Raw genomic sequence first — 22,310 nt, forward strand, 5'->3', positions numbered from 1 at the left:
CTCCTCGAAGAGGCTGATGTCGGGCGCGTCGACGATCTTCTTCGCCGAGACCGATTCGGCGGCGGCCTTGGGCGCGGGGCCTTCGGCGGGGGCCTGCGCCGCCGCGGACCGCTCCTCCTCGGAGGCTTCGCCAGACGGCTCGGCGGCCGGTTCCTCGGCCCGCGCTCACCGGCCGGCTCCATGGACGGCGGAGTGATGGCCTCCGGCGCCGGTTCGGACTCGTAGTCCGGCGGGGCGGCCTCCGACATCGGTGAGTCGACGCCTCCGGTCGGGAACGGCCGACCGGGCTCGGGGTTCGGGACCGGCTCGGGCGGCGGGACCGGGCCGGGCTCGGGCTCGGGGAGCGGCGGCGCTGGATCGGGACGGGGCTGCGGCTCCGGTGTCGGCGGCGGGCCGGGCGGGGGCACCGGCTCCGGGCGCTCCGGTTCCGGCGCGGGCTCCGGTTCGGGCCTGTCGGGCTCGGGAGCCGGATCGGGGCCGGGCTCGCGGTCGGCGGCCGGGGCCTCGGTGTGGACGGTCTCGGCGGCCTCGACGCTGCCTTCGGGGTGCTCGTCCGCCTCGTCGGAGCGGTGCACCACGTCGACGGTGTCGTGCTCGTCGGTCTCGCTCTCGGGCTCGGCTTCGACGGCGACGACGGCGGGCTCGGCCTCACCTTCGTCGACGATCACGGCCGCGGGCTCGGGTTCTCCCGGCGCTGATTCCTTCGGCTCGGCGTCGTCCTTCGCCTCGGCGGGCTCGGCTTCGGGCTCGCTCTCGCCTTCCGGCGCGGCGGCCTCTGCGGCGGTCTCGCCTTCGGCTTCGTCCTCGGGCTCGTCGTCGGTCTCGGCCGACGGCGGCGCGGGCGGCAGGGACTCGCCGGGGACATCGGCTCCGAGGTCGGCGAGCGCGGCCTCGTCTTCGTCCGAGAGGTCGACGGAATCGTCGAGCACCTCGGGGTCGGGGAGCTCGTCCCACAGGGCGCCGTCCCCGTCCTCGTCGACGGGCGCCGGGGCGGGAGTCGAGGCGGCCTGCGCCGCGGGCGCCGGGGCGGCCTGCGGCGCGGGCTCGGCGGCGGCCGGTTCCGGCTCGAGGTTCACCTCGGGGACCGGCGGCGGCGAAGGAGGCGTCGGCATCAGCGGCGGCGCGGGCTGCTGCGGGCTCGCCGCCGGAGGCGGCGCGAACGGCGGCTGCACGGGCGCGGACCGCACCGGCGAGGGGTGCGCCTGCGGCATGGGCGGCGGCGAAGGGGGCGCGGCCGGTGTCACCGGCGGCAGCGACTGCGACTGCGGGGGCAAAGGCGCCTGCGGAGCCGCCTGCATCGGCTGCGCCTGCGGGGCCGGTGGCGGGACCGGCGCGGAGCCGGAGGCCTGCTGGGCCATCGGCGGAGGCGGCATCGTCGCGGGCGGCACCGTCATCGGCGGGCGGACGGCGGCCGAGCCCGAAGCGGGCGGCGGCTGCGGCGGCTGGTAGGGCGCCTGGCCGCCCATCGGCGGAGGCGGCGGGACCGCGGCGTGGCCCTGCGCGTGGTTCTGCACATGGCCCTGCGGCGGTGGCGGCGCCTGACCCGGCTGCGCGTACTGCGGGGCCGCGGGCGGCGCGTACGACGGCGGCGGCGGGTACTGCGGCTCCGGCGGGAAGCCCCCGATCGGCGGCGGCAGCGGAGCTCCGCACTGCGAGCAGCGCCGAAGCCTGGACGTCAGGCGCTGACCGCAAGAGCTACAGCTGTTGTCGTCCACGGGAGCCTCCTCGGGGATGGAGCATTGCATTGCAGCGGGCTAGCCACCATCGTGCCATCACCGCCCCGCCCCCGGTATCCGCCTTCGGATAACTCGCCGGAAGTCTCACCCGTCTCAGGTTCCCGACTGAGCGTCCCCGAAACCGGGTCGGAGGCGCTCGGGGTCGGCTCGTCGGGCGATTCGTCCTCAGTGGGCGTGGGCTCGTCGGGGCTCGGCGTCGGATCGTCGTCCGGGGTCGGCTCGTCGTCCGGCGTCGGCGAAGTCGACGGGCCGGGGTCCGGGTCCAGCGTCTCGCCGTCGGTCGGCGAGGGGTCCGGCTCATCGCTCGTGCCGTCGTCGCCGGAAGGCCCGCCGCCGCCCGAGGGCTCGTCGTTGTCGTCGCCGCCGTCGGTCTGGATCGCGTCGACGACGCGGTGCGCCCCGGCGAAGTTCTCGAACCAGATGCTGCTGATCTTCACCACGTCACCCGTGCGGGGGGCCTGCACCATCTTGCCGTCGCCGAGGTACATGCCGACGTGGTAGACCGACTGCCACTCGCCGGGGCTGTCCCACCAGAACAGCAGGTCGCCGGGGAGGAGCATCTCGGTGTCGACCGGCTTGTCGCGCGTGAAGTTGAACTGGTCGGCGGCCACGCGCGGGATCGTGACGCCCGCGTAGGCGTAGGCCGACTGGGTCAGCCCGGAGCAGTCGAAGGTGTCCGGTCCCTCGGCGCCCCACTCGTAGGGCTTGCCGAGCTGCGCGAGCGCGTACTCGACGGCCTCCTTCGCCTCGGGGGCGGCGTCCCAGCCGTCGACTTCGGAGGAGAAGTCGTCGGAGTACTCGGCGGCGGCCTCCTCGCGGGCCCGCTCGATCTCCTCGAGCTCTTCGGCGTTGTCCGCGATGAGCTGGTCGAGTTCCGCCTGGGCGGCGGTGAACGCCTCGTTGAGCGCCGTGTAGCGGCCTTCGGCGCGCGATGCGGACGCGGCGGCGGCGTCGTAGGCGGCGTGGGCGACGGACTCGGCGGTCTCGGCGTCGTCGACGGCCTCGGCCAGGCCCGGCAGGTCCCATTCGCTGCCGAGCGGGGTCAGGCCGGTCAGGTCGGGCAGCTCCGTGTCGGGCACGCCGGACATGTCGGTGTAGGCCTGGCCGGCGGCGAGGTCGAGCGCGGACTGCGCGGCCTCGAGCGCGTCGGCGGACTCGGACCAGTCCGCGGCGGCCTCGGTGAGGCGCTCGGTGCGGGAGAGCCACTCCTCCTCTGCGGCGGTGGTCTCCTCGGCCAGCTGCGCGACCTCGATACTGGCGTCGTTGATCTGGTCGGCGAGGGGCCCTCCGGCGGTCTCCGGATTGGTGACCGGTGTCTCCGCGGAGCTCTCGCCGAGCGGCCTCGTGCCGTCGTCGGGCACGGTGACCCCGGGCTCGCCGAACGCGGGCATGGCGCCTCCGAAGAGGACCGTAGCCGCACCCGCGGCCGCGAGCACACTGACGCCCAACCGTTTAACGCGCATATCAGGTGTCCTTCTGTGGGGGTTGCCACGGTCACTCTACCGAAGGTGTGCCACGCTCGGGTTAACCGCGGTCGAATCGTCGGGGTCTGTGCCGTCACGTGCGGCTCGTGCGGCGGCCGCCGCCGGTGACCTCGGCGCTACGCTGGCCGTACGAATGTCTTGGCTCGCAGGCATCGCCGGGTCCGCCGATCCGCGGCTCGCCGGCGCCGTGAGCGACCGGAAGGGATGGAGGCGCCATGGACGACACCGCGGCGTTCAAGGCCGGCATCGAGGAAAAGCTCGCGGCCGGCGAGCGGCTGGACTACGACGACGGCGTCGGGCTCTACGAGACCGACGACCTCGCCTGGCTGGGGCGCCTCGCGCACGGGGTGCGGACCGCCAAGAACGGCGACCGGACCATGTTCAACGTCAACCGGCACCTCAACCTGACCAACGTCTGCTCCGCGTCCTGCGCGTACTGCTCCTTCCAGCGCAAGCCCGGCGAGGCCGACGCGTACACGATGCGCGTCGAGCAGGCCGTGGCGCTCGCCGAGCAGATGCGCGACGACGCGCCCACCGAGCTGCACATCGTCAACGGCCTCCACCCGACGCTGCCGTGGCGCTACTACCCGCGCGTGCTGAGCGCGTTGAAGGAGACGCTGCCGCAGGTCAACCTCAAGGCGTTCACCGCCACCGAGGTCCAGTGGTTCGAGAAGATCTCCGGCCTGGACGCCTCCGAGATCCTCGACGAGCTGATCGAGGCCGGGCTGGAGTCGCTGACCGGCGGCGGCGCCGAGATCTTCGACTGGGAGATCCGCCAGCACATCGTCGACCACGACTGCCACTGGGAGGACTGGTCGCGCATCCACCGCCTGGCGCACCAGAAGGGCCTGAAGACCCCGGCGACGATGCTGTACGGGCACATCGAGGAGCCGCGGCACCGCGTCGACCACGTGCTGCGGCTGCGCGAGCTCCAGGACGAGACCGGCGGCTTCGCCGTGTTCATCCCGCTGCGCTACCAGCACGACTTCCACGACTCCCAGGACGGGAAGATCCGCAACCGGCTCCAGGCCCGGACCACGATGGCGAGCCCGGCCGAGTCGCTCAAGGTCTTCGCGGTCTCCCGGCTCCTGCTCGACAACTTCGACCACGTCAAGTGCTTCTGGGTCATGCACGGTCTGGACGTGGCGCAGCTGTCGCTGTCCTACGGCGCCGACGACCTCGACGGCTCGGTCGTGGAGTACAAGATCACCCACGACGCCGACGACTACGGCACGCCCGACAAGATGAGCCGCGAGGACCTGCTCGAACTCATCCGCGACGCCGGCTACCGGCCCGTCGAGCGCAACACGAGGTACGAGGTGGTGCGCGAGTACGACGCGCCGCAGACGATCGCCGAGCGCCGCGCCGAGCCGCAGTCGGTGAGGTTCTAGTGGCGGCCCCGTCCGGCGAGGCGGCCGACAAGCCGCGGATCGAGACGCTCGGGCAGCTGATCGGGACGGTGCTCGCGTACGTCGTCATGGGCGCGATCGCGCTCGCCGTGGTCGATCTGCTGTTCGTCATGGTCGCCGGCGGGGACTTCGGGCGCATCTCGGGGTGGGTCGCGGCGGTGCCGAGCGTGTTCGTGTTCACCGAGCAGTTCCGGCGCTACGAGGGCGGCTCGAGGTGGGCCGTCGTCATCATCGGCGTCGTGCTCGGCCTGGGCGCCGGGATCGCCTCGACGCTGCTGCTGCCGCCGACGTGGCCGTCGCTGGCCACGGGCGGCGTCGGCGGCCTGGTGGCCGCCCTGGCGTACTCGGTGCTGTGGTACGCAGGGATCAAGATCTACGGAGAGGAGCGGCCATGAATCCGGTGGCCAAGTACTTCCTGGCCCGGCTGGGGCTGTTCGCCGCCATCGCCGCGCCGCTGAGCTTCGTCATGAACGTCCTGCTCGCGCTCGCGATCGGGCTGCTCGGTTCGCTGGTGCTGTCGACGTTCCTGATCAAGGGCATGCGGGGCGAGATGATCGACCACATCGACGCGCGTGTGAAGGAGCGCCGCGAGGAGAAGCAGCGGCTGCGCGCGGAGCTGAAGGGCGAGGAGCCGAAGAGCGAAGAACCGCAGGGCGAAGAGCCGACAGTCGAAGAGCTGAAAAGCGAAGAGCCGAAGAGCGAAGAGGTGAAGGGGGAGGCTTAGGCCTTTCCAGCGGCTTGGTACCGCTCACTCACTGCTTCATGAGCTCGGTGCAGATCTGGAGCGTCTCGGCCGCGCCCGCCTCGAGCGCCTTGCCGTAGTGCTTGAGCCAGGCCCGGACCCCGTCGGGGGTGCCGGTGGACCAGGAGCGCTGCGCGCCGACGTACTCGGGGTGCCGGTCGAGGTGCCCGGCGTTCATGGTGACGAGCAGCCTCGGGTCGAGTCCCTTGCTGGCCAGCGCGAGCCGGGCCGCGCCGCGGGCGACGATGTTGTTGGCCACGGGGAACGGCTGGACGGCGAGGAGCTCGCCGTGGACCACCGCCGCGGTCAGCGCTGCCGGTATCTCCTTGGTGGGGCTGGCGACGAGCGCGCACATCGCGTCGATGCGGGCCGAGCCGGAGCGGTCGACCTCGATGCGGCCGGGCTCGAAGCCGTGCCCGGCGTCGGGGAAGTCGCGGGAGGCCAGCAGGTGCAGTTTCGCCAGGACGTAGCGCGGCGAGGCGGCCCACAGGTCCACCATCCCCGGGAGCGCCTCGACGACGCGCAGGGCGCCGGAGACGATCGGGTCGGTGAAGTCGCCGGCCCGCAGGCGCTCGACGTCGCAGTCGTAGCCTTCCAACGCCAGGTTCGCCGACGCGTCGTGCAGGGCCACCTCGGCGGCGACATGGGCGTTGTCACCGCGGAGGGCCTCGTGCCAGAGCATCCTGTCGACATTGGCTCTGGCGTTCTCAAGGGCGTCGGCGACCTCGGAGAGTTCGAGGAGAGGCGCGAGAGGATCCACGGGCGGAACCTTACCGGTTGGAGGTGAAGCTGATACGCCCCACCGGGCGGGCATGAGGGCAGTGACAAATGGTACAGACTCAGTCGCCGATGCGCTCGCCTCGATTGAGCGCCGTTCGGTGATCGAACGGACACGGACGGTCGAGTCGGCGTCCGTCGTCCCCGGTGGGGCCGGGCGGCCGGGCGGTCCCGGAGGCGGGGTGCGGGCGGAGCGGCGCGGCGGGTGTCACATGAGGCGGGGCCGCGGGCTTCGGGAGCGGGGCGTGGAGCGGTGCCGTTTCGGTCTGGGCGAACTGCTCGGCGAGCCGGGCGGCCGCTCGTCGACCGCTCGCCTCCCGTTCGGCGACGCCGTGAACGTCACCGCTTGTCAAGGACTGAGTTCGCGGTAGTGTAACGGGCAATAGACCTGCCTCACAGTACCGCGCTGTAAGGAGCGAATACCCGTGACCGAAACCCCGCAAGAGACGCTCGCCAACCTCCTGTCGGAGGACCGCACGTTCCCCCCTCCCCCCGAATTCACCCGAACGGCGAACGTCACGGAGTCCGCCTATGACGAGGCCGCCGCCGACCGGCTCGCGTTCTGGGAGACGCAGGCCCGGCGCCTGGACTGGGCGAAGGAGTGGGAGCAGACCCTCGACTGGTCGAACCCGCCGTTCGCGAAGTGGTTCCTCGGCGGCGAGCTCAACGTCGCCGTCAACTGCCTCGACCGGCACGTCGAGGCCGGGCTGGGCGAGCGGGTCGCGATCCACTTCGAAGGCGAGCCGGGGGACACCCGCACCGTCACGTACGCCGAGATGCTCGACGAGGTCAAGCGCGCCGCGAACGCGCTGACCGAGCTCGGCGTCGAGGCCGGCGACCGGGTCGTGATCTTACATGCCGATGATCCCCGAGGCGGCCGTGGCGATGCTGGCGTGCGCGCGCATCGGCGCGCCCCACTCGGTGGTCTTCGGCGGCTTCAGCGTCGACGCGCTGTCCAGCCGCATCGACGACGCCGGGGCGAAGGTGGTCATCACCGCCGACGGCGGCTTCCGCAAGGGCAAGGCGAGCGCGCTCAAGCCCACGGTGGACGCCGCCGCGGACCGGTGCCCGACGGTCGAGAAGGTCCTGGTGGTGCGCCGCACCGGCGAGGACGTCGTCTGGTACGACCGCGACCTGTGGTGGCACGAGATCGTCGCCGCGGCCTCGGACGAGCACGAGGCGCGGGCCTTCGACGCCGAGCACCCGCTGTTCATCCTCTACACCTCGGGCACCACCGGCCGTCCGAAGGGGATCCTGCACACCTCGGGCGGGTACCTGACGCAGACCTCGTACACGCACCACGCGGTGTTCGACCTCAAACCGGAGACCGACGTGTACTGGTGCACCGCCGACATCGGCTGGGTCACCGGGCACTCCTACATCGTGTACGGCCCCATGGCGAACGGGGCGACGCAGGTGATGTACGAGGGCACGCCGGACACGCCGCACCAGGGCCGGTTCTGGGAGCTGGTCGAGAAGTACAAGGTCTCGATCCTCTACACCGCGCCGACGGCGATCCGCACGTTCATGAAGTGGGGCGACGACATCCCGGCCCGCTTCGACCTGTCGAGCCTGCGCGTCCTCGGCAGCGTCGGCGAGCCGATCAACCCCGAGGCGTGGATGTGGTACCGCGAGCACATCGGCGGCAACCGGTGCCCCGTCGTGGACACCTGGTGGCAGACCGAGACCGGCGCGATCATGGTCTCGCCGCTGCCGGGCGTGACGGCGGCCAAGCCGGGCTCGGCGCAGCGCCCGCTCCCGGGCGTGACGGTGGACGTGGTCGACGACGAGGGGAAGTCGGTGCCGAACGGCGGCGGCGGCTTCCTGACGATCCGCGACCCGTGGCCGTCGATGCTGCGGACCATCTGGGGCGACGACGAGCGGTACTTCGAGACGTACTGGTCGCGCTACGAGGGCATGTACTTCGCGGGCGACGGCGCCAAGCGCGACGACGACGGCGACATCTGGCTGCTGGGCCGCGTCGACGACGTCATGCTCGTCTCGGGGCACAACATCTCGACCACGGAGGTCGAGTCGGCGCTGGTCGGCCACGAGACGGTGGCCGAGGCCGCGGTCGTGGGGGCGACGGACCCGATCACCGGGCAGGGCATCGTGGCGTTCGTGATCCTGCGCGGCGCCACCGAGTCGAGCCCCGAGCACCTGGCCGAGCTGCGGAGCCACGTCGCGAGCACCTTGGGGGCCATCGCGAAGCCGCGGCAGGTCATGGTGGTCTCGGAGCTGCCGAAGACCCGCTCGGGCAAGATCATGCGGCGGCTCCTGCGCGACATCGCCGAGGACCGCAAACTGGGCGACGTCACCACGCTCCAGGACAGCTCCGTGATGGCGCGCATCAAGGAGGGGCTGAAGTCCCGCTCGGAAGACTGAACTCGACATGTGATCTATGACACGCGCAGCGTGTCCTGTGTCGGAAGATCAGCCGGAGGCGGCGCGGCCCGGGGCCGCGCCGCCTCCGGCGTGTTCCGAGCGCCTCTCCTCCAAGGCCGCTCGGACGGACGTCCCGGGGCCGCTCGGCGCCGCGCTCGGGCCCCGGTGCGGTCCGGCGTCGCCACCGCCGGGCGTGACCTCGTACGCTTTTGCTCGTGAACCGCAGGAACTTCGCCGACAGCACCGCGCTCAAGCAGGGGCCGTGGACCCACCGCCACATCGACGCCAACGGCTCGCGATTCCACATCGCCGAGGCCGGAGACGGACCCCTGGTGCTGCTGCTGCACGGCTTCCCCGAGTTCTGGTGGGCCTGGCGCCACCAGATCCCGGCGCTCGCCGACGCCGGGTTCCGCGTGGTGGCCGCCGACCTGCGCGGCTACGGCGCCTCGGACAAGCCGCCGCGGGGCTACGACGCCTACACGATGGCCGCCGACGTCGTCGGGCTCGTCCGGGCCCTGGGCGAGCGGGACGCGACCGTCGTCGGCCACGACCTCGGCGGCATCCTCGGCTTCGCCGCCGCCGCGTTCCACCCGCAGCAGTTCCGCTCGCTCGTCGTCGTCGGGGCCGCCCACCCGCTGCGGCAGCGGGCGGCGCTCGCGGTGGACCCCAAGGGGCAGCTCTCGGCGTCCAAGCACCTGTTCGCCTTCCAGATGCCGCGCTACGAGCACAAGCTGACCGCCTGGGACGCGCGGAAGGTCGCCGACCTCATGTACTGGTGGTCGGGGCCGAGGTGGCGCGGCACGAACGACTTCCAGGCGTACGTGCGGGCGTGCAGGGACGTCATCCAGATCCCGCAGGCGGCGTTCTGCGCCCTGGAGGCGTTCCGGTGGCCGTTCCGCACGGCGATGGGGCTGGCGGGCAGGCGGTTCGTGAAGCTCCTGCAGCGGCCGACTCCGGTGCCGACGCTGCAACTGCACGGGGCGATGGACACCTGCGTGCTGCCGCGCACCGCTCAGGGCTCGGGCCGGTACATCCACGGCCGCTACGAGTGGAAGCTGATGGAGGACATCGGGCACTTCCCGCAGCAGGAGGCGGCCGAGACCGTCACCAAGGAGATCATCCGCTGGGCCGACTGAGCGGAGCACTCCACGAAACGGCGAGGCCGCTAGCCGGTCGGCCGGTTTGCAGGGCAGGATGGGGCGGACCCATCTACCGGAAGGCGATTCCATGACCGAGGCTTCCTTCGCCCTGCGCGGCGCGACCATCGTGCCCGTCACCGCCGCCCCCGTCGAGGGCGGCACCATCCTCGTCGAGAACGGCCGCATCAGCGCCGTCGGCGGCCCCGAGCTGCCGGTGCCCGAGGGCGTGCCCGTCACCGACGCGGCCGGCAAGTGGATCGTCCCCGGCCTGGTCGACGCCCACACCCATCTCGGCGTCCACGAGGTCGCCGAAGGCTGGGCGGGCAACGACACCAACGAGATGACCGACCCCAACACCGCGTACGTGCGGGCGCTGGACGGGATCAACCCCGCCGAGCCCGGCTTCGCCGAGGCCCTCCAGGGCGGCGTGCTCGCCGCCTGCGTCAACCCCGGCTCGGGCAACGTCATCGGCGGCGAGACCGTCGCCGTCAAGACCGTCGGGCGCTACGTCGACGAGATGGTGCTGCGCTCCCCCGCGGGCGTGAAGTCCGCGCTCGGCGAGAACCCGAAGCGGGTCTACGGGGAGCAGAAGAAGACGCCGTCGACGCGCCTGGGCACCGCCGGGGTGCTGCGGCAGGCCTTCGTCGAGGCCGAGAACTACCGGCGCGCCGAGAGCCCCGAGCGGGACCTCAAACTCGAGACGCTCGTGAAGGTCCTCAACCGCGAGATCCCGTGGCGCCAGCACTGCCACCGTGCCGACGACATCGCGACGGCGCTGCGCGTGGCCGAGGAGTTCGGCTACGACCTCGTGCTCGACCACGGCACCGAGGCGCACCTGCTGGCGGACCTCATCGCCGAGCGCGGCGTGCCGGTGATCTTCGGGCCGCTGCTGTGCAGCCGCAGCAAGGTCGAGACGGTGAACCGCTTCCCGGCCAACGCGGTGACGCTCGCCGAGGCGGGCGTGACGCTCGCGATCGCCACCGACCACCCGGTCGTGCCGATCGAGCACCTGATCGTGCAGGCGATGCTGTGCGTCAAGGAGGGCCTCGACCGGGACACGGCGCTGCGGGCCGTGACGATCAACCCGGCGAAGATCATGGGCGTCGACGACCGGATCGGCTCGCTCGAGGCGGGCAAGGACGCCGACTTCTGCGTCTGGTCGGGCGACCCGCTCGACTTCTACTCCGAGGTCGAGCAGGCCTACATCGACGGCCGCCCCGTCTAGCGGTGCGAAAAGGCCGGGAGCGGTCGCTCCCGGCCTCTCACGTTCGGCTCGCTCAGGCGGCCCGGCGGACGTCGCCTCGCTTGAGCGGGGCGCCCGCGCGCGACGCCGCCCTGAAACGCAGGGAGGCGATGCGGTCGAAGACCGTGGGCCGGTGCTCGACGACCGGCGCGTCCGGCAGGGCCGAGCGCGCCTCGTCGTGCATGACCTGGAGTGCCAGGATCGCGAGTGGTTCCATCGTGGTGTTCCTTCCGGGCGGTGGTGCGTGTGCGTGCCGCGCCGGTGCGGCGGTGAGCCCAACGATGCAGGCGAAGTGTCACCGGCGCATTACGCGTGAAGAAACCGCCGCGAACTCGCGGTAAAAAGCTCGTGCCCCCGGATGGCCCTGCTCACAGAAGTGCGCGAAGCCGAACGCATCGCACGGGTCGAGAGGACACCGGCCATGGATCTCGACGACTACCGCGTGGTGATCACCGGAGCGGGACGCGACTTCGGCAGGAGCCTGGCGATCGGCCTCGCCGAGCTCGGGGCGGAGGTGTTCCTGTCGGCGCGGGACTTCGACGCCGCCTAGCCGAGGCGGTCGAGGACGATCGGGCCGCGCTCGACCGGCTCGGCGCCGACGCTCCACCGGCCTCGCAAGGTCTCCTTCGCCGCTTCGATGCGCTCGGGGGTGTCGGTGTGGAGCCGGAGCACCGGCTCCCCCACCTCGACCCGTTCGCCGACGGCCTTGAGGATCTCGACGCCGGCCCCTGCCTGCACCGACTGGCCTTGCCTGGTGCGGCCGGCGCCGAGACGCCATGCGGCGACGCCGACAGCATAAGCGTCCATGTCAACCACGAAGCCGCCGGTTTCGGCGGTGATCTCCTCGGTGTGGCGCGCGGTCGGCAGCGGGGCGTCGACGTCGCCGCCCTGGGCGGCGATCATCTTGCGCCAGGAGTCCATCGCGCGGCCGTCGGCGAGCGCGGCGGCCGGGTCCAGGCCCGGCCTGCCAGCGGCGTCGAGCATCTCGCGGGCGAGCGCGACGGTGAGCTCGACGACGTCGGACGGGCCGCCGCCCGCGAGGACCTCCAGCGACTCGCGCACTTCGAGGGCGTTGCCCGCGGTGCGCCCGAGCGGGACGCTCATGTCGGTCAGCAGCGCCCTGGTGTCGACGCCGTGGGCGCCGCCGAGGCGCACCATCGTCTCGGCGAGCTCCTTCGCCCGGTCGAAGTCCTTCATGAACGCGCCTGAGCCGACCTTGACGTCGAGGACGATCGCGTCGGCGCCTTCGGCGATCTTCTTGCTCATGATGGACGAGGCGATGAGCGGGATGGACTCCACCGTGGAGGTGGTGTCGCGCAGGGCGTAGAGCTTCCGGTCGGCCGGGGCGAGGTCGCCGGTGGCCGCGCACACGACCGCGCCGACCTCCTTCAGCTGCGCGACGATACCCGCCTCGTCGAGGTTCACGTCGAAGCCGGGGATCGACTCGAGCTTGTCGAGGGTGCCGCCGGTGTGGCCGAGGCCCCGACCCGACAGCTGCGGGACGGCGACGCCGAACACGGCGACCAGCGGGGCGAGCGGGAGGGTGATCTTGTCGCCCACGCCGCCGGTGGAGTGCTTGTCGACGCACGGCCTGCCGACGCCGGACAGGTCGAGCGTCAGTCCTGAGCGGATCATCGCGGCGGTCCAGTCGGCGATCTCGCGAGGCGAGGCCCCGTTGAGGAAGATCGCCATGGCCAGGGCCGACATCTGCTCGTCGGCGACCTCGCCTCTCGTGTAGCCGTCGATGACCCAGTCGATCTGGTCGGTCGACAGCTCGCCCCCGTCCCGCTTGGTCCGGATGACGTCGACTGCGGTGATCAAGGCATGTCCCTCACTCGTCGAGATGGTCCGGCCCGAAGGCGCCGGGGAGGAGCGTCTCCACGGCGACCGGTCCGGGTTCGGCGTCCACGAGGCAGGCGGGGCCGCCGTGCTCGTGGAGCAGCTGGCGGCACCGGCCGCACGGGGTGAGGGGTCGGCCGCGGCCGTCGACGCAGGCGACGGCCACGAGGCGCCCGCCGCCGGTGGCGGCGAGCTCGGAGACCATGCCGCATTCGGCGCACAGCGTCAGGCCGTAGGAGGCGTTCTCGACGTTGCACCCGGCCACGGTGCGGCCGTCGTCGACGAGCCCGGCGACGCCGACCGGGTAGTTCGAGTAGGGGACGTAGGCGCGGGCGGCCATCTCGACGGCCTTGGCGCGCAGCGCCGCCCAGTCGATGTCGGTCATCACTTGTCTCCCGGGTTGTACGGCACGCCGTCGGCGGCGGGCGCCTTGGCCCTGCCGATGAGCCCGGCGACGACGACGAGGGTCACGACGTAGGGCAGCATCTGGAGGAAGGGGCCGGGCACGATGGAGTTCCCGGCGACGTCGAGGTATTCGGCCATCTGGCTGGCGAAGCCGAAGATGAGCGCCCCCGCGAGGACGCCGAGCGGGTTCCAGCGGCCGACGATCATGACCGCGAGGGCGACGAAGCCGAGCCCGGCGGTCATGTTCTTGGTGAACGCCAGGGAGTTCGCGAGCGTGAAGAACGCGCCGCCGAAACCGGAGACGAGGCCGGCGGCGGTGACGTTCCAGAAGCGGAGCCGGTTGACGGCCACGCCCATGGAGTCGGCGGCGGCCGGGTGCTCGCCGACCGAGCGGGTGCGCAGGCCCCAGCGGGTGCGGAAGAGCAGGAACCACACGACGAACACGGCGACGAGCCCGACGTAGACGAAGATGTTCTGGGCGAACAGGACCGGCCCGACGAGGGGGATGTCGGCGAGGAAGCCGAGCCCGATGCCGTCCAGGGCGTTCGAGGGCACGCCGTAGGCGGAGTTGTAGCCCTCGGTCTTCTTCAGCTGGTCGTACATGAAGCTGGTGAAGCCGAGCGCGAGCAGGTTGAGGATGACGCCGACGACGACCTGGTTGACCTGGTACTTGGTGGACAGCATCGCCAGCAGCATCGTGGTGAGCGCCCCGGCGAGCATGGCGCCGAGCATGCCGGCGTAGACGTTGCCGGTGATGTTGGCGACCAGCACGCCGGTGAAGGCGCCCATGAGGAACTGGCCTTCGATGCCGATGTTGATCACGCCGGAGCGCTCGCAGACGACGCCCGAGAGCGCGCCGAAGATGAACGGCAGCGACAGGAACACCGCCCCGGCGAGGATCGACTCGGCGCGGAAGACCATGCCCGGCTCGGAGACCGACCAGGAGATCAGGGCGAACACGATGGCGGCCACCGCGATCGCCGAGGCGAGTTTGAACAGCCCGCGCCGCAGGCCGAGGAGCATCCACGCTCCGCAGGCGGCCACGACCGCCGCCATGGCGATGACGGTGGGGAGGGTCGGCAGCGTCCAGCTGGCGTCGGTGAGCGTCCGGTCGAGCGTGAAGACGGTCTCGCGGTCGCCGCCGAGGAAGGCGAGCGCGCCCGCGGCGAGGAGGACGCCGATGGCCGCGTAGACGATGCCCGCCTTGAGGTGGCGGACGACGGCCCTCTCGTCGACGTGCGCGGGGGCGGTGGCCTGCGTGTCCGTTGCCATGGGGCTCACCAGCCTTTCGCTTCGAGGGTGACCAGGCCACCGCGCGGGGCGCGCAGCCGCAGGATCGCTTTCACCAGGGCCGGCGCGGCGATGAACAGCACGATGGTCGCCTGGAGCAGGGTCGACATGTCGACCGGCACGTCCGGCTGGGCGTCCAGGGCGCCGGCCTTGAGCGCGCCGAACAGCAGCGCGGCGGCGATGATGCCGCCGGGGTTGGCCCGGCCGAGCAGGGCGACGGTGATGCCGTCGAAGCCGTATTCGAGCGCGGTGTTGGTGGTGATGCCGCCCGAGCCGACGCCGAGGGTCAGCGCGGCCCCGGCGAGCCCGGCGAGGCCGCCGGCCACGCTCATGGTGGTGACGTAGGTGCGGCCGATGTTCATCCCGGCGGTGGAGGAGGCGTGCTCGTTGAAGCCGACGGCGCGGATGCGGTAGCCGAAGGTCGACTTCGACAGCAGCCACCACACGAAGACGGCGGCGGCGACGCCGATGAGGAGCGCGAGGTTGACGCGCAGGCCGTCGTCGACGAAGCCGAGGAGCAGCGGCAGGGACGCGGAGTCCTCGACGGGCTTGGTGACCAGTTCGGAGCGGGTCTCCGAGTGCATGAAGGAGGTGCCGATGGCCCACACCAGGAACAGCCCGGCGATGTTGTTGAGCATGATCGAGGAGATGACCTCGTGGGCGCCGGTGGTGGCCTTGAGGACGCCGGGGACGGCGCCGAACGCGGCGCCCGCGACGGCTCCGGCGAGGACGGCCAGGGGGAGGTGGAGGATCGCCGGGAGGTTCAGGCTGAAGCCGACGATGAGCGCGCCGATCATGCCGAAGATCATCTGGCCCTGGGCGCCGATGTTGAACAGGCCCGCGCGGAAGGCGAGGCCGACGGCGAGGCCGGTGAAGATCAGCGGGGTGGCGTAGGTGAGGGTCTGGGAGATCGGGCGCAGCAGGTCGCCGATCTCGGCGGTGCCCGCGGCCATCCGGTCGATGGTGTTGAAGTTGAGGATCGCGCCCTCGAACAGGGCGCGGTAGGAGTTCGAGACGACCTGCCAGGAGGCTTCGAGGGCGTCGGTGGGCCGGGAGAAGAAGTAGCTCCAGGTGCCGCGGACGGTCTCGTCGGAGACGATGAGGAGGATCGCTCCGATGAGGAAGGCCAGCAGCAGGGAGTAGACCGTGACCATGACCGAGTTCGCCTCGGTCAGGTACCGGCCGAAGAGGACCATGAACGGGGGGCGCTTGTCGGGCCGCTCCCCCGCTTCGGGCGGTTCGGGAGTGGGCGTCGCGGTCTCAGTGGTCACGGTCACCTCCGTTGGCGTCATCGTCGGTGGTCGCCGTGTCGGGGGCGGCGGGGCTCTCGGCGTCGAAGTCCGCGACGGCGGCGCTGTCGGCGGCCTCGGTCTCGGCGCCGTCGGGCTCGGCGCCGACCATGAGCCGCCCGATGACCTCCCTCGGCGTGTCGGGGCCGACCTCGCCGACGATGCGGCCGTTGTAGATCACGGCGATGCGGTCGGCCAGGGCGTAGATCTCGTCGAGCTCGGAGGAGATCAGCAGCACCCCGGTGCCGGTGTCGCGCTCGGTGACCAGTCGCGAGTGGATGAACTCGGTGGCGCCGACGTCGACGCCGCGGGTGGGCTGGGCGGCCACCAGGAGCCGGCGGGGCCGGGAGAACTCGCGGGCGATGACGACCTTCTGCTGGTTGCCGCCCGACAGCGAGGAGGCCGGCTCGGCGGGCCCCTGCGTGCGGATGTCGAACTCGGCGATGGACTCCTCGGCCCGCCTGCGGATCGCGGCGGCGTCGATGACGCCGCCCTTGGCGAAGGGCCGGTCCCGGTACTGGTTGAGCACGATGTTCTCGGCGACGGTGAACTCGTTGATCAGGCCGTCGCGGGCGCGGTCCTCGGGGATGTAGCCCAGGCCGCGCTCGATGCGCTGCGCGGGGCTGTCGCGGTCGACGCGGCGCCCGTCGACGGCGATGGTGCCCGCGTCGGGGCGGATGAGGCCGAGGACGGCGCGGGCCAGCTCGGTCTGGCCGTTGCCCTCGACGCCGGCCAGGCCGACGATCTCGCCGGCGCGGACGGTCAGGTCGAGCCCGTCGAGGACCTTGACGCCCGTCTCGCCCACGACCGTCAGCCCCGAGATCTCCAGGCTGGGCTCGCCGGGCTCGGCGGGGGTCTTGTCGACGGTCAGGGAGACCTCGCGCCCGACCATGGCCGAGGCCATCTCGGTCTCCGAGGCGGTCGGCTCCAGCTCGGCGACGACCTTGCCGCGCCGGATCACCGTGACGGTGTCGGCGACGGCCTGGACCTCTTTGAGCTTGTGGCTGATGAACAGGATCGAGGTGCCCGCCTCGGCGAGCGAGCGCATGATGTCGAGCAGCTCGCCGATCTCGGCGGGGGTGAGCACCGCGGTGGGCTCGTCGAGGATGAGCAGCTCGGTCCTGGGGCCCGAGAGGGCCTTGACGATCTCGACGCGCTGCTGGACGCCCACGGGCAGGTCCTCGCAGATCGCGTCGGGGTCCAGGCGCAGCCCGTACTGCTCGGAGACGTCGAGCACGGCCCGGCGGGCGGCCCGCGCCGAGAGCACGCCCGCGCCGCGGGTGTGCTCTCGGCCGAGCTGGACGTTGTCGGCGACGCTGAAGGGCCCGACGAGCTTGAAGTGCTGGTGGACCATCCCGATCCCCGCGGCGATGGCGTCGCCGGGCCCGGAGAAGGCGACCGGCTCGTCATCGATGAGGATCTCGCCGCTGGTCGGCTTGAGAATGCCGTACAGCATGTTCATCAGCGTCGACTTGCCCGCGCCGTTCTCGCCGAGGACGGCGTGGATCTGGCCGGGCTCGACCGTCAGGTCGATGTCGTCGTCGGCGGTGAACGAGCCGAACTTCTTCGTCAGGCCCTTCAGTTCGAGTCGCAATTGGCGTCCTTCGGGTCCCGGCTAGGAGGCGGCGGGCGAGGACGGCGAGTTCAGCCCGAGCGACTCGTCGCCGTCGATGATGCGCTGCTGGATCTCTTCGAGCTCGGTCTTGGTCTCCTCGGAGACGGCGTCCTCGAACTCGTGGAACGGGGCGAGCGAGACGCCGCCGTTCTCGAGCGTGCCGGTGTAGGAGCCGCCGACCTCGCCGTCGTAGGCGGCCAGGACGGCGTCCTTGACGGCCACGGCCAGGCCCTTCTCGGCGCTGGAGAGGATCACCGAGCAGTCGTCGGGCAGGGACTCGCAGCCGTCGACGTCGACCCAGATGACGCTGACGCCCTCGTTCTCGCCGGCGGCGGTGACCGCGCCGGTGCCCGCGGGGCCCGCGACGGGGTGGATGATGTCGGCGCCCTGGGAGATGAAGGTCTCGCTCAGGCTCTTGCCGGCGGAGGTGTCCTCGAAGTCGTCGGTGAAGGTGCCCTCCTGGGATTCGGGGTCCCAGCCGAGGACCTGGACGTCGGTGCCCTTGGCCTCGTTGTGGTAGGCGACGCCCTGGACGAAGCCGTCCATGAAGATCGTCACCGGCGGGATCTTCGCGCCGCCCCAGGTGGCGACGGTGCCGGTCTCGGTCTGGGCGGCGGCGAGGTAGCCGGCCAGGAAGGCCGACTGGGCGGTGTCGAACTGGATCGAGTGGACGTTCTCGACCTCGGAGAAGCCGTCGACGGTCGCGAAGGGGATGTCGGGGTTGTTGGTGGCGGCGGTGTTGACGTTCTCGGTCATCAGGCCGCCGACGCCGACGATGAAGTCGCAGCCGTCGTCGACCCATGCCTGAAGGTTCGGGTCGTAGTCGGACTCGTTCGAGGACTCCTTGTAGTCAACGTCGATGTCGGGGTTCTCCTCGGCGGCGTCGTTCATGCCGGCCCAGGAGGACTCGTTGAAGGACTTGTCGTCGACGCCGCCGGAGTCGGTGACCATGCAAGCCTGGAACGAGGCCTCGGCGTCGTCGCCGGAGCCCTCTTCGGGGGCTTCGCCGCAAGCGGTGAGGGTGATCAGGCCCGTGGCGGCCACGCCCGCCAGGGCCAGCTTGTACGGCTTCACAGCCATCTTCGTCTCCTTCGACAGTTCAGGTGATCCCATCGCGCCTAATCATGGCCGCCGGGACCGTTCATTGACAGTCACTTTGATCAAGTCGTTATCGAAACATCCTATGACTGAGACCACCTGCGAACAGGCGTTTCAGCCTCGTGCCGTTTCGATTGCGATCACGACCAGAAGACGGCCACGCCGGCGGTCACCAGGGCCATGCCGCCGATCGCCCAGAAGTGCCCGGGCGCGACGGTCTTGCGCTTCTTCCACCACGGGACGGCGATCATGACGGCCAGCAGCAGCGCGAGGAGGAACTTGACGCCGAGCTTGGCGTGGTTCGCGTCCTCCCCGGCCAGACCGTAGAGGACGATGCCGGTGGCCAGCTGCGCGGCGATGCCGTACAGCATCGCGGTGTTGATCTTGTAGCGCTTGGAGAGCCAGGCGGTGAACCAGCCGCCGACGACGGCGGCGAAACCGAGAAGGTGCAGGTAGCGCAGGAGCAGCTCGACGAAATCCATACTCGGGAGTATCGCAGAGGGGCCCGCCCGGCTCGGCTCTGGCCGCCGCCGGACGGGCCGGGGTCCACAAGGACCGCGCCGCTCAGCGCACGCGGTGCGCTCCGGCGGCGGCGCGGGCGGCGAAGATCCGCGGCCTCGGCAGGGCGGCGGCCTTGGCGGCCTCCAGCACGGCGGCCTCGGTCTTCGGCGCGGCGGCGGTCTCGACCAGGGCGATCGCGCTGCCGCCGAAGCCGCCTCCGGTCATGCGCGCCCCGAGCGCGCCGGCGCCGAGGGCGGCGTCGACGGCCGAGTCGAGCTCGACCGAGGAGATCTCGTAGTCGTCGCGCATCGAGACGTGCGAGGCGGTCAGCAGCTCGCCGATCCCGGCGACCGAGCCTCCCTTCAGGATCCGGGCGGTCTCCAGGACGCGCTCGTTCTCGGTGAGGATGTGCCGCAGGCGCCGGTTCAGCCGGTCGTCGTCGAGGCGGGCGTCGGCGGGGGCGTCGCGCAGGTACGCCACGCCGAGCAGCCTGGCGGCCTCCTCGCAGTCGGCGCGGCGGGAGGCGTACTCCCCGTCGGCGTGGCGGTGCGGGGCCTGGGTGTCGATGACGAGCATGGTCAGGCCCTCGTCTTCGAGGCGGAACGGCACCTGCTCGCGCGAGAGGTCGCGGCAGTCCATGAACATGGCGTGCCCCTCCTCGCACAGCAGCGAGGCCGACTGGTCGAGGATGCCGGTGGGGGCGCCGACGTACTCGTTCTCGGCGCGGCGGGCGATGCGGGCGGCCTCGGCCCGGTCGATCGCGTGGCCGTGGAGATCGGCCAGCGCGAGCAGCGCCGCGCATTCGAGCGCGGCCGATGAGGACAGGCCCGCGCCGTGGGGCACGTCCGAGTGGATGGCGATCCGGGCGGGGCCGACCTCGTATCCGGCCTCGTTCATCGCCCAGGCGACGCCCGCGAGGTAGGCGGCCCAGCCGCCGACGCCGTCGGCGGACTCGGAGCGGACGATCTCGCCGCCGCCGTGGGTGGAGTGGAACTCCCAGGTCTCGGCCTTCGCGGCGGCGGCCGTGGCGTAGAACGGGAGGGCGAACGGCATGACGAAGCCCTCGTTGTAGTCGGTGTGCTCGCCGATGAGGTTGACGCGGCCGGGCGCGGCCCACACCCCTTCGGGCGCGGCCCCGAACTGGGTCCGGAAGACCTCCTCGGCGGTGGCGGCCAGTTCTGCCGCGTGCGTGTCCGGCATGGCGAGGCCGTTCTGGTCCGAGTGGTGGTGGGCGTCAGGCGTGGGCATGCCGGTAGTACTCCCATGCGTCGGCGACCATGCGGTCGAGTGAGTCGCGGCTGGGCTTCCAGCCGAGTTCGTTCTCGGCCTTCTCCGAGGAGGCCACGAGTTCGGCGGGGTCGCCTGGGCGGCGGCCCTCGACGACGACGGGGAAGTCGGCGCCGGTGACGCGCTTGACGGTCTCGACGACCTCCTTGTTGGTGAAGCCGTTGCCGTTGCCGAGGTTGTAGATCTTGTGCTCGCCGGGCTCGGCGGCGCGCAGCGCGAGCAGGTGGGCGTCGGCGAGGTCGGCGACGTGGATGTAGTCGCGGACGCAGGTGCCGTCCTTGGTCGGGTAGTCGTCGCCGAACAGCACCATGCGCTCGCGCTTCCCGGCGGCGGCCTCGAGCGCGATGGGGATGATGTGGGTCTCCGGCTCGTGGTTCTCGCCGTGCCAGACACCGCTGCGGTCCTCATAGGCGCCGACGACGTTGAAGTAGCGCAGGCTGACGGCGGCGAGGCCGTACGCGGTGGCCTCGGACTGGATCGCCATGTCGCTGGAGAGCTTCGTGGCCCCGTAGGTGGAGGTGGGGGCCTTGACGGCGTCCTCGCGGATCGGGATCTCGGTCGGGTCGCCGTAGACGGCCGCGGTGGAGGAGAACACGAGGGTCTTCACGTCCGCCTCGCGCATGGCCTCGAGCAGGGCGAAGGTCCCGGTGGTGTTGGCCTCCCAGTAGAGGCCGGGCTTCTGCATGGACTCGCCTGCGGCGATGAGCCCGGCGAAGTGGAGCACCGCGTCGAAGGTGCCGTCGAGCACGTCGGCGGCGGCCTGGACGGGCCGCCGGACGAGCTCGGCTCCGGCGGGGACGCGCTCGGCGGCCCCGGTGGAGCAGTCGTCGAGGACGACGACCTCGTGCCCGTCTTCGAGCAGCATCGTGGCGACGATGGAGCCGATGTATCCGGCGCCGCCGGTGACGAGGTATTTCACAGTGCATCCCTCAATATCTGCGCGGCCTTCTCGGGGCCGAGGTCGTTGACGAAACCGCCCATGACCGACTCCGAGGAGGCCAGGAACTTGACTTTGCCCGCCGCGCGGCGGGTGGAGACGATCTCGAGCCGCAGCCAGGCGAGGTCGCGGTGCTCGCCCACGGGCGCCTGGTGCCAGCCGGCCATGTACGGCATGGGCCCCGAGCCTTCGAAGGCGCCGTCGAAGCGGGCCAGGACCTCCAGGTACAGCGGCGCGAGCGCTTCGATGTACTCGTCGGGCAGCTCGGCGAGGTCGGCGAAGCGCTCGTGGGGGTAGAGGTGGACCTCGAAGGGCCAGCGCGCGGCGTAGGGCACGAACGCGGTCCACAGCTCGTTGGCGGCGACGACGCGCGGGCCGGACCGCTCGGAGGCGAGGATGTCGCCGAAGAGGTTCTGACCGGTGGCCTCGCGGTGGCGCTCGGCGGCGTCGAGGTGGGCCCGGGTGTGGGGCGTGACGTACGGGTAGCCGTAGATCTGGCCGTGCGGGTGGTGCAGGGTCACGCCGATCTCGACGCCGCGGTTCTCGAAGCAGAAGACCTGGGCGACGTCGCCGCGGGCGGAGAGCTCGGCGGTGCGCTGGGCGAGCGCGCGGACGACCAGTTCGACGCGCTCGGGGCTCAGGTCCACGAAGGAGGCGTCGTGCTCCGAGGAGAAGCAGACGACCTCGCAGCGGCCGGTGGCGGGCACGCTGATCTCCAGGCCAGGCTCGCCGCTCTGGGGCGCGGTCGTGCCGCTCCCTTCCGGTTGCGTCCCCCCGCTGTGCATGCTGGTTTCAGCGGCTGCGCCGCCGAAACTCGGGAAGCGGTTCTCGAAGACGGCGACCTCGTAGTCCGGGGCGGGGATCTCGGTGAGCTCGTGGCCCTCGGAGGGGCACAGCGGGCAGGCGACCGGCAGCTGCGGGCGGGCGTTGCGCCCGGCGGAGACGGCGATCCACTCGTCGCGGAGCGGGTCGTAGCGCAGCTGCCCCGCTTCGGCCCGCTCGCCGAGGTCGCGCTTGTCGGCGAAGGACGCCCGCCCGGCGTCGGGAGCGGTGTTGAAGTAGATCACCTGGCGGCCGTCGGCGAGGCCGCCGGTCTCGGTGTACACGCGGAGTTCGCTCACGCTGCCCTCTCTT

20 protein-coding genes and 2 pseudogenes are annotated in these 22,310 nt (G+C 71.6%); 9 read left to right on the forward strand and 13 right to left on the reverse strand.

Annotation, left to right across the window (positions count from 1 at the left end):
- The first annotated feature begins 509 nt into the window (after positions 1–509).
- Both YWW_RS33935 and YWW_RS33940 read left to right on the forward strand, forming a co-directional pair.
- Complete coding sequence (locus YWW_RS33935) at positions 510–698, forward strand: hypothetical protein (RefSeq protein WP_026929899.1); 189 nt, start codon at positions 510–512, stop codon at positions 696–698.
- A gap of 511 nt (positions 699–1,209) precedes the next feature.
- Entirely contained in the window at positions 1,210–1,449 is a 240-nt protein-coding gene (locus YWW_RS33940) for a hypothetical protein (protein WP_026929900.1), read from the forward strand.
- A gap of 226 nt (positions 1,450–1,675) precedes the next feature.
- On the opposite strand, the gene YWW_RS0109260 is transcribed toward YWW_RS33940, so the two are convergent.
- The gene (locus tag YWW_RS0109260; RefSeq protein WP_081687320.1) at positions 1,676–3,199 is read right to left on the reverse strand and encodes a C40 family peptidase; all 1,524 of its coding nucleotides are present in this window, start codon (positions 3,197–3,199) and stop codon (positions 1,676–1,678) included.
- A 236-nt stretch (positions 3,200–3,435) separates the two neighbouring features.
- Here YWW_RS0109260 and mqnE point away from each other — a divergent pair, with 236 nt between their 5' ends.
- From mqnE to YWW_RS29330, 3 genes are read left to right on the forward strand one after another with little or no spacing between them, the layout of a single operon-like run.
- A complete protein-coding gene (gene mqnE / locus YWW_RS0109265; protein ID WP_026929902.1) occupies positions 3,436–4,611 on the forward strand; it encodes an aminofutalosine synthase MqnE in 1,176 nt (391 codons plus the stop codon).
- Positions 4,611–5,024, forward strand: coding sequence for a hypothetical protein (locus YWW_RS0109270; RefSeq protein ID WP_026929903.1), 414 nt, complete (start codon positions 4,611–4,613; stop codon positions 5,022–5,024). Before mqnE ends, YWW_RS0109270 begins: the two co-directional genes overlap by 1 nt.
- A complete protein-coding gene (locus tag YWW_RS29330) occupies positions 5,021–5,353 on the forward strand; it encodes a DUF4229 domain-containing protein (RefSeq protein WP_051325583.1) in 333 nt (110 codons plus the stop codon). The genes YWW_RS0109270 and YWW_RS29330 overlap by 4 nt, the downstream gene beginning before the upstream one ends.
- Before the next feature lie 28 nt (positions 5,354–5,381).
- Here the strand turns inward: YWW_RS29330 and YWW_RS0109280 are convergent, their stop codons facing one another.
- On the reverse strand, positions 5,382–6,131 hold the full coding sequence (locus tag YWW_RS0109280; protein WP_026929904.1) for a hypothetical protein: 750 nt from the start codon (positions 6,129–6,131) through the stop codon (positions 5,382–5,384).
- A gap of 442 nt (positions 6,132–6,573) precedes the next feature.
- Between YWW_RS0109280 and acs the strand changes: the two are divergent.
- The 3 genes and pseudogenes from acs (at position 6,574) to YWW_RS0109295 (ending at position 10,897) form a co-directional block, all read left to right on the forward strand.
- Positions 6,574–8,533, forward strand: a pseudogene (gene acs / locus YWW_RS29335) (acetate--CoA ligase).
- A 215-nt stretch (positions 8,534–8,748) separates the two neighbouring features.
- On the forward strand, positions 8,749–9,669 hold the full coding sequence (locus tag YWW_RS0109290; protein ID WP_026929905.1) for an alpha/beta fold hydrolase: 921 nt from the start codon (positions 8,749–8,751) through the stop codon (positions 9,667–9,669).
- 91 nt (positions 9,670–9,760) lie between these two features.
- Positions 9,761–10,897: an amidohydrolase gene (locus YWW_RS0109295; protein WP_026929906.1), complete on the forward strand. Its 1,137-nt coding sequence runs from the start codon at positions 9,761–9,763 to the stop codon at positions 10,895–10,897.
- A 52-nt stretch (positions 10,898–10,949) separates the two neighbouring features.
- On the opposite strand, the gene YWW_RS0109300 is transcribed toward YWW_RS0109295, so the two are convergent.
- Positions 10,950–11,132: a hypothetical protein gene (locus YWW_RS0109300; RefSeq protein WP_026929907.1), complete on the reverse strand. Its 183-nt coding sequence runs from the start codon at positions 11,130–11,132 to the stop codon at positions 10,950–10,952.
- A gap of 204 nt (positions 11,133–11,336) precedes the next feature.
- Here YWW_RS0109300 and YWW_RS37730 point away from each other — a divergent pair.
- Positions 11,337–11,462: pseudogene (locus tag YWW_RS37730) on the forward strand (SDR family NAD(P)-dependent oxidoreductase); the annotation flags it as partial.
- Here YWW_RS37730 and YWW_RS0109310 read toward each other — a convergent pair.
- The 10 genes from YWW_RS0109310 to galT all read right to left on the reverse strand — a co-directional run bounded on the left by YWW_RS0109310 (position 11,462) and on the right by galT (position 22,297).
- Positions 11,462–12,736 (reverse strand): thymidine phosphorylase, encoded by a 1,275-nt coding sequence (locus YWW_RS0109310; RefSeq protein ID WP_026929909.1) that lies wholly within the window; start codon positions 12,734–12,736, stop codon positions 11,462–11,464. The pseudogene YWW_RS37730 and the gene YWW_RS0109310 overlap by 1 nt on opposite strands.
- A 10-nt stretch (positions 12,737–12,746) precedes the next feature.
- On the reverse strand, positions 12,747–13,139 hold the full coding sequence (locus YWW_RS0109315) for a cytidine deaminase (protein ID WP_026929910.1): 393 nt from the start codon (positions 13,137–13,139) through the stop codon (positions 12,747–12,749).
- Entirely contained in the window at positions 13,139–14,431 is a 1,293-nt protein-coding gene (locus YWW_RS0109320) for an ABC transporter permease (protein ID WP_051325585.1), read from the reverse strand. Before YWW_RS0109320 ends, YWW_RS0109315 begins: the two co-directional genes overlap by 1 nt.
- A 5-nt stretch (positions 14,432–14,436) precedes the next feature.
- Complete coding sequence (locus YWW_RS0109325; protein WP_425402685.1) at positions 14,437–15,741, reverse strand: ABC transporter permease; 1,305 nt, start codon at positions 15,739–15,741, stop codon at positions 14,437–14,439.
- Entirely contained in the window at positions 15,710–17,332 is a 1,623-nt protein-coding gene (locus YWW_RS29340) for an ABC transporter ATP-binding protein (RefSeq protein ID WP_051325586.1), read from the reverse strand. The genes YWW_RS0109325 and YWW_RS29340 overlap by 32 nt, the downstream gene beginning before the upstream one ends.
- Positions 17,333–17,353: 21 nt before the next feature.
- Entirely contained in the window at positions 17,354–18,433 is a 1,080-nt protein-coding gene (locus YWW_RS0109335; RefSeq protein WP_155830060.1) for a BMP family lipoprotein, read from the reverse strand.
- Between the two features lie 158 nt (positions 18,434–18,591).
- Positions 18,592–18,933, reverse strand: coding sequence for a hypothetical protein (locus YWW_RS0109340; protein ID WP_026929914.1), 342 nt, complete (start codon positions 18,931–18,933; stop codon positions 18,592–18,594).
- 82 nt (positions 18,934–19,015) lie between these two features.
- On the reverse strand, positions 19,016–20,152 hold the full coding sequence (galK, locus tag YWW_RS0109345) for a galactokinase (protein ID WP_051325622.1): 1,137 nt from the start codon (positions 20,150–20,152) through the stop codon (positions 19,016–19,018).
- A gap of 34 nt (positions 20,153–20,186) precedes the next feature.
- Positions 20,187–21,104 (reverse strand): UDP-glucose 4-epimerase GalE, encoded by a 918-nt coding sequence (gene galE / locus YWW_RS0109350; RefSeq protein WP_425402688.1) that lies wholly within the window; start codon positions 21,102–21,104, stop codon positions 20,187–20,189.
- 50 nt (positions 21,105–21,154) lie between these two features.
- Complete coding sequence (gene galT, locus YWW_RS0109355; RefSeq protein WP_245595385.1) at positions 21,155–22,297, reverse strand: galactose-1-phosphate uridylyltransferase; 1,143 nt, start codon at positions 22,295–22,297, stop codon at positions 21,155–21,157.
- Between the last annotated feature and the right edge of the window lie 13 nt (positions 22,298–22,310).

Origin of the sequence: Glycomyces tenuis DSM 44171, from assembly GCF_000427885.1 — a bacterium.
Taxonomy (GTDB): domain Bacteria; phylum Actinomycetota; class Actinomycetes; order Mycobacteriales; family Micromonosporaceae; genus Glycomyces; species Glycomyces tenuis.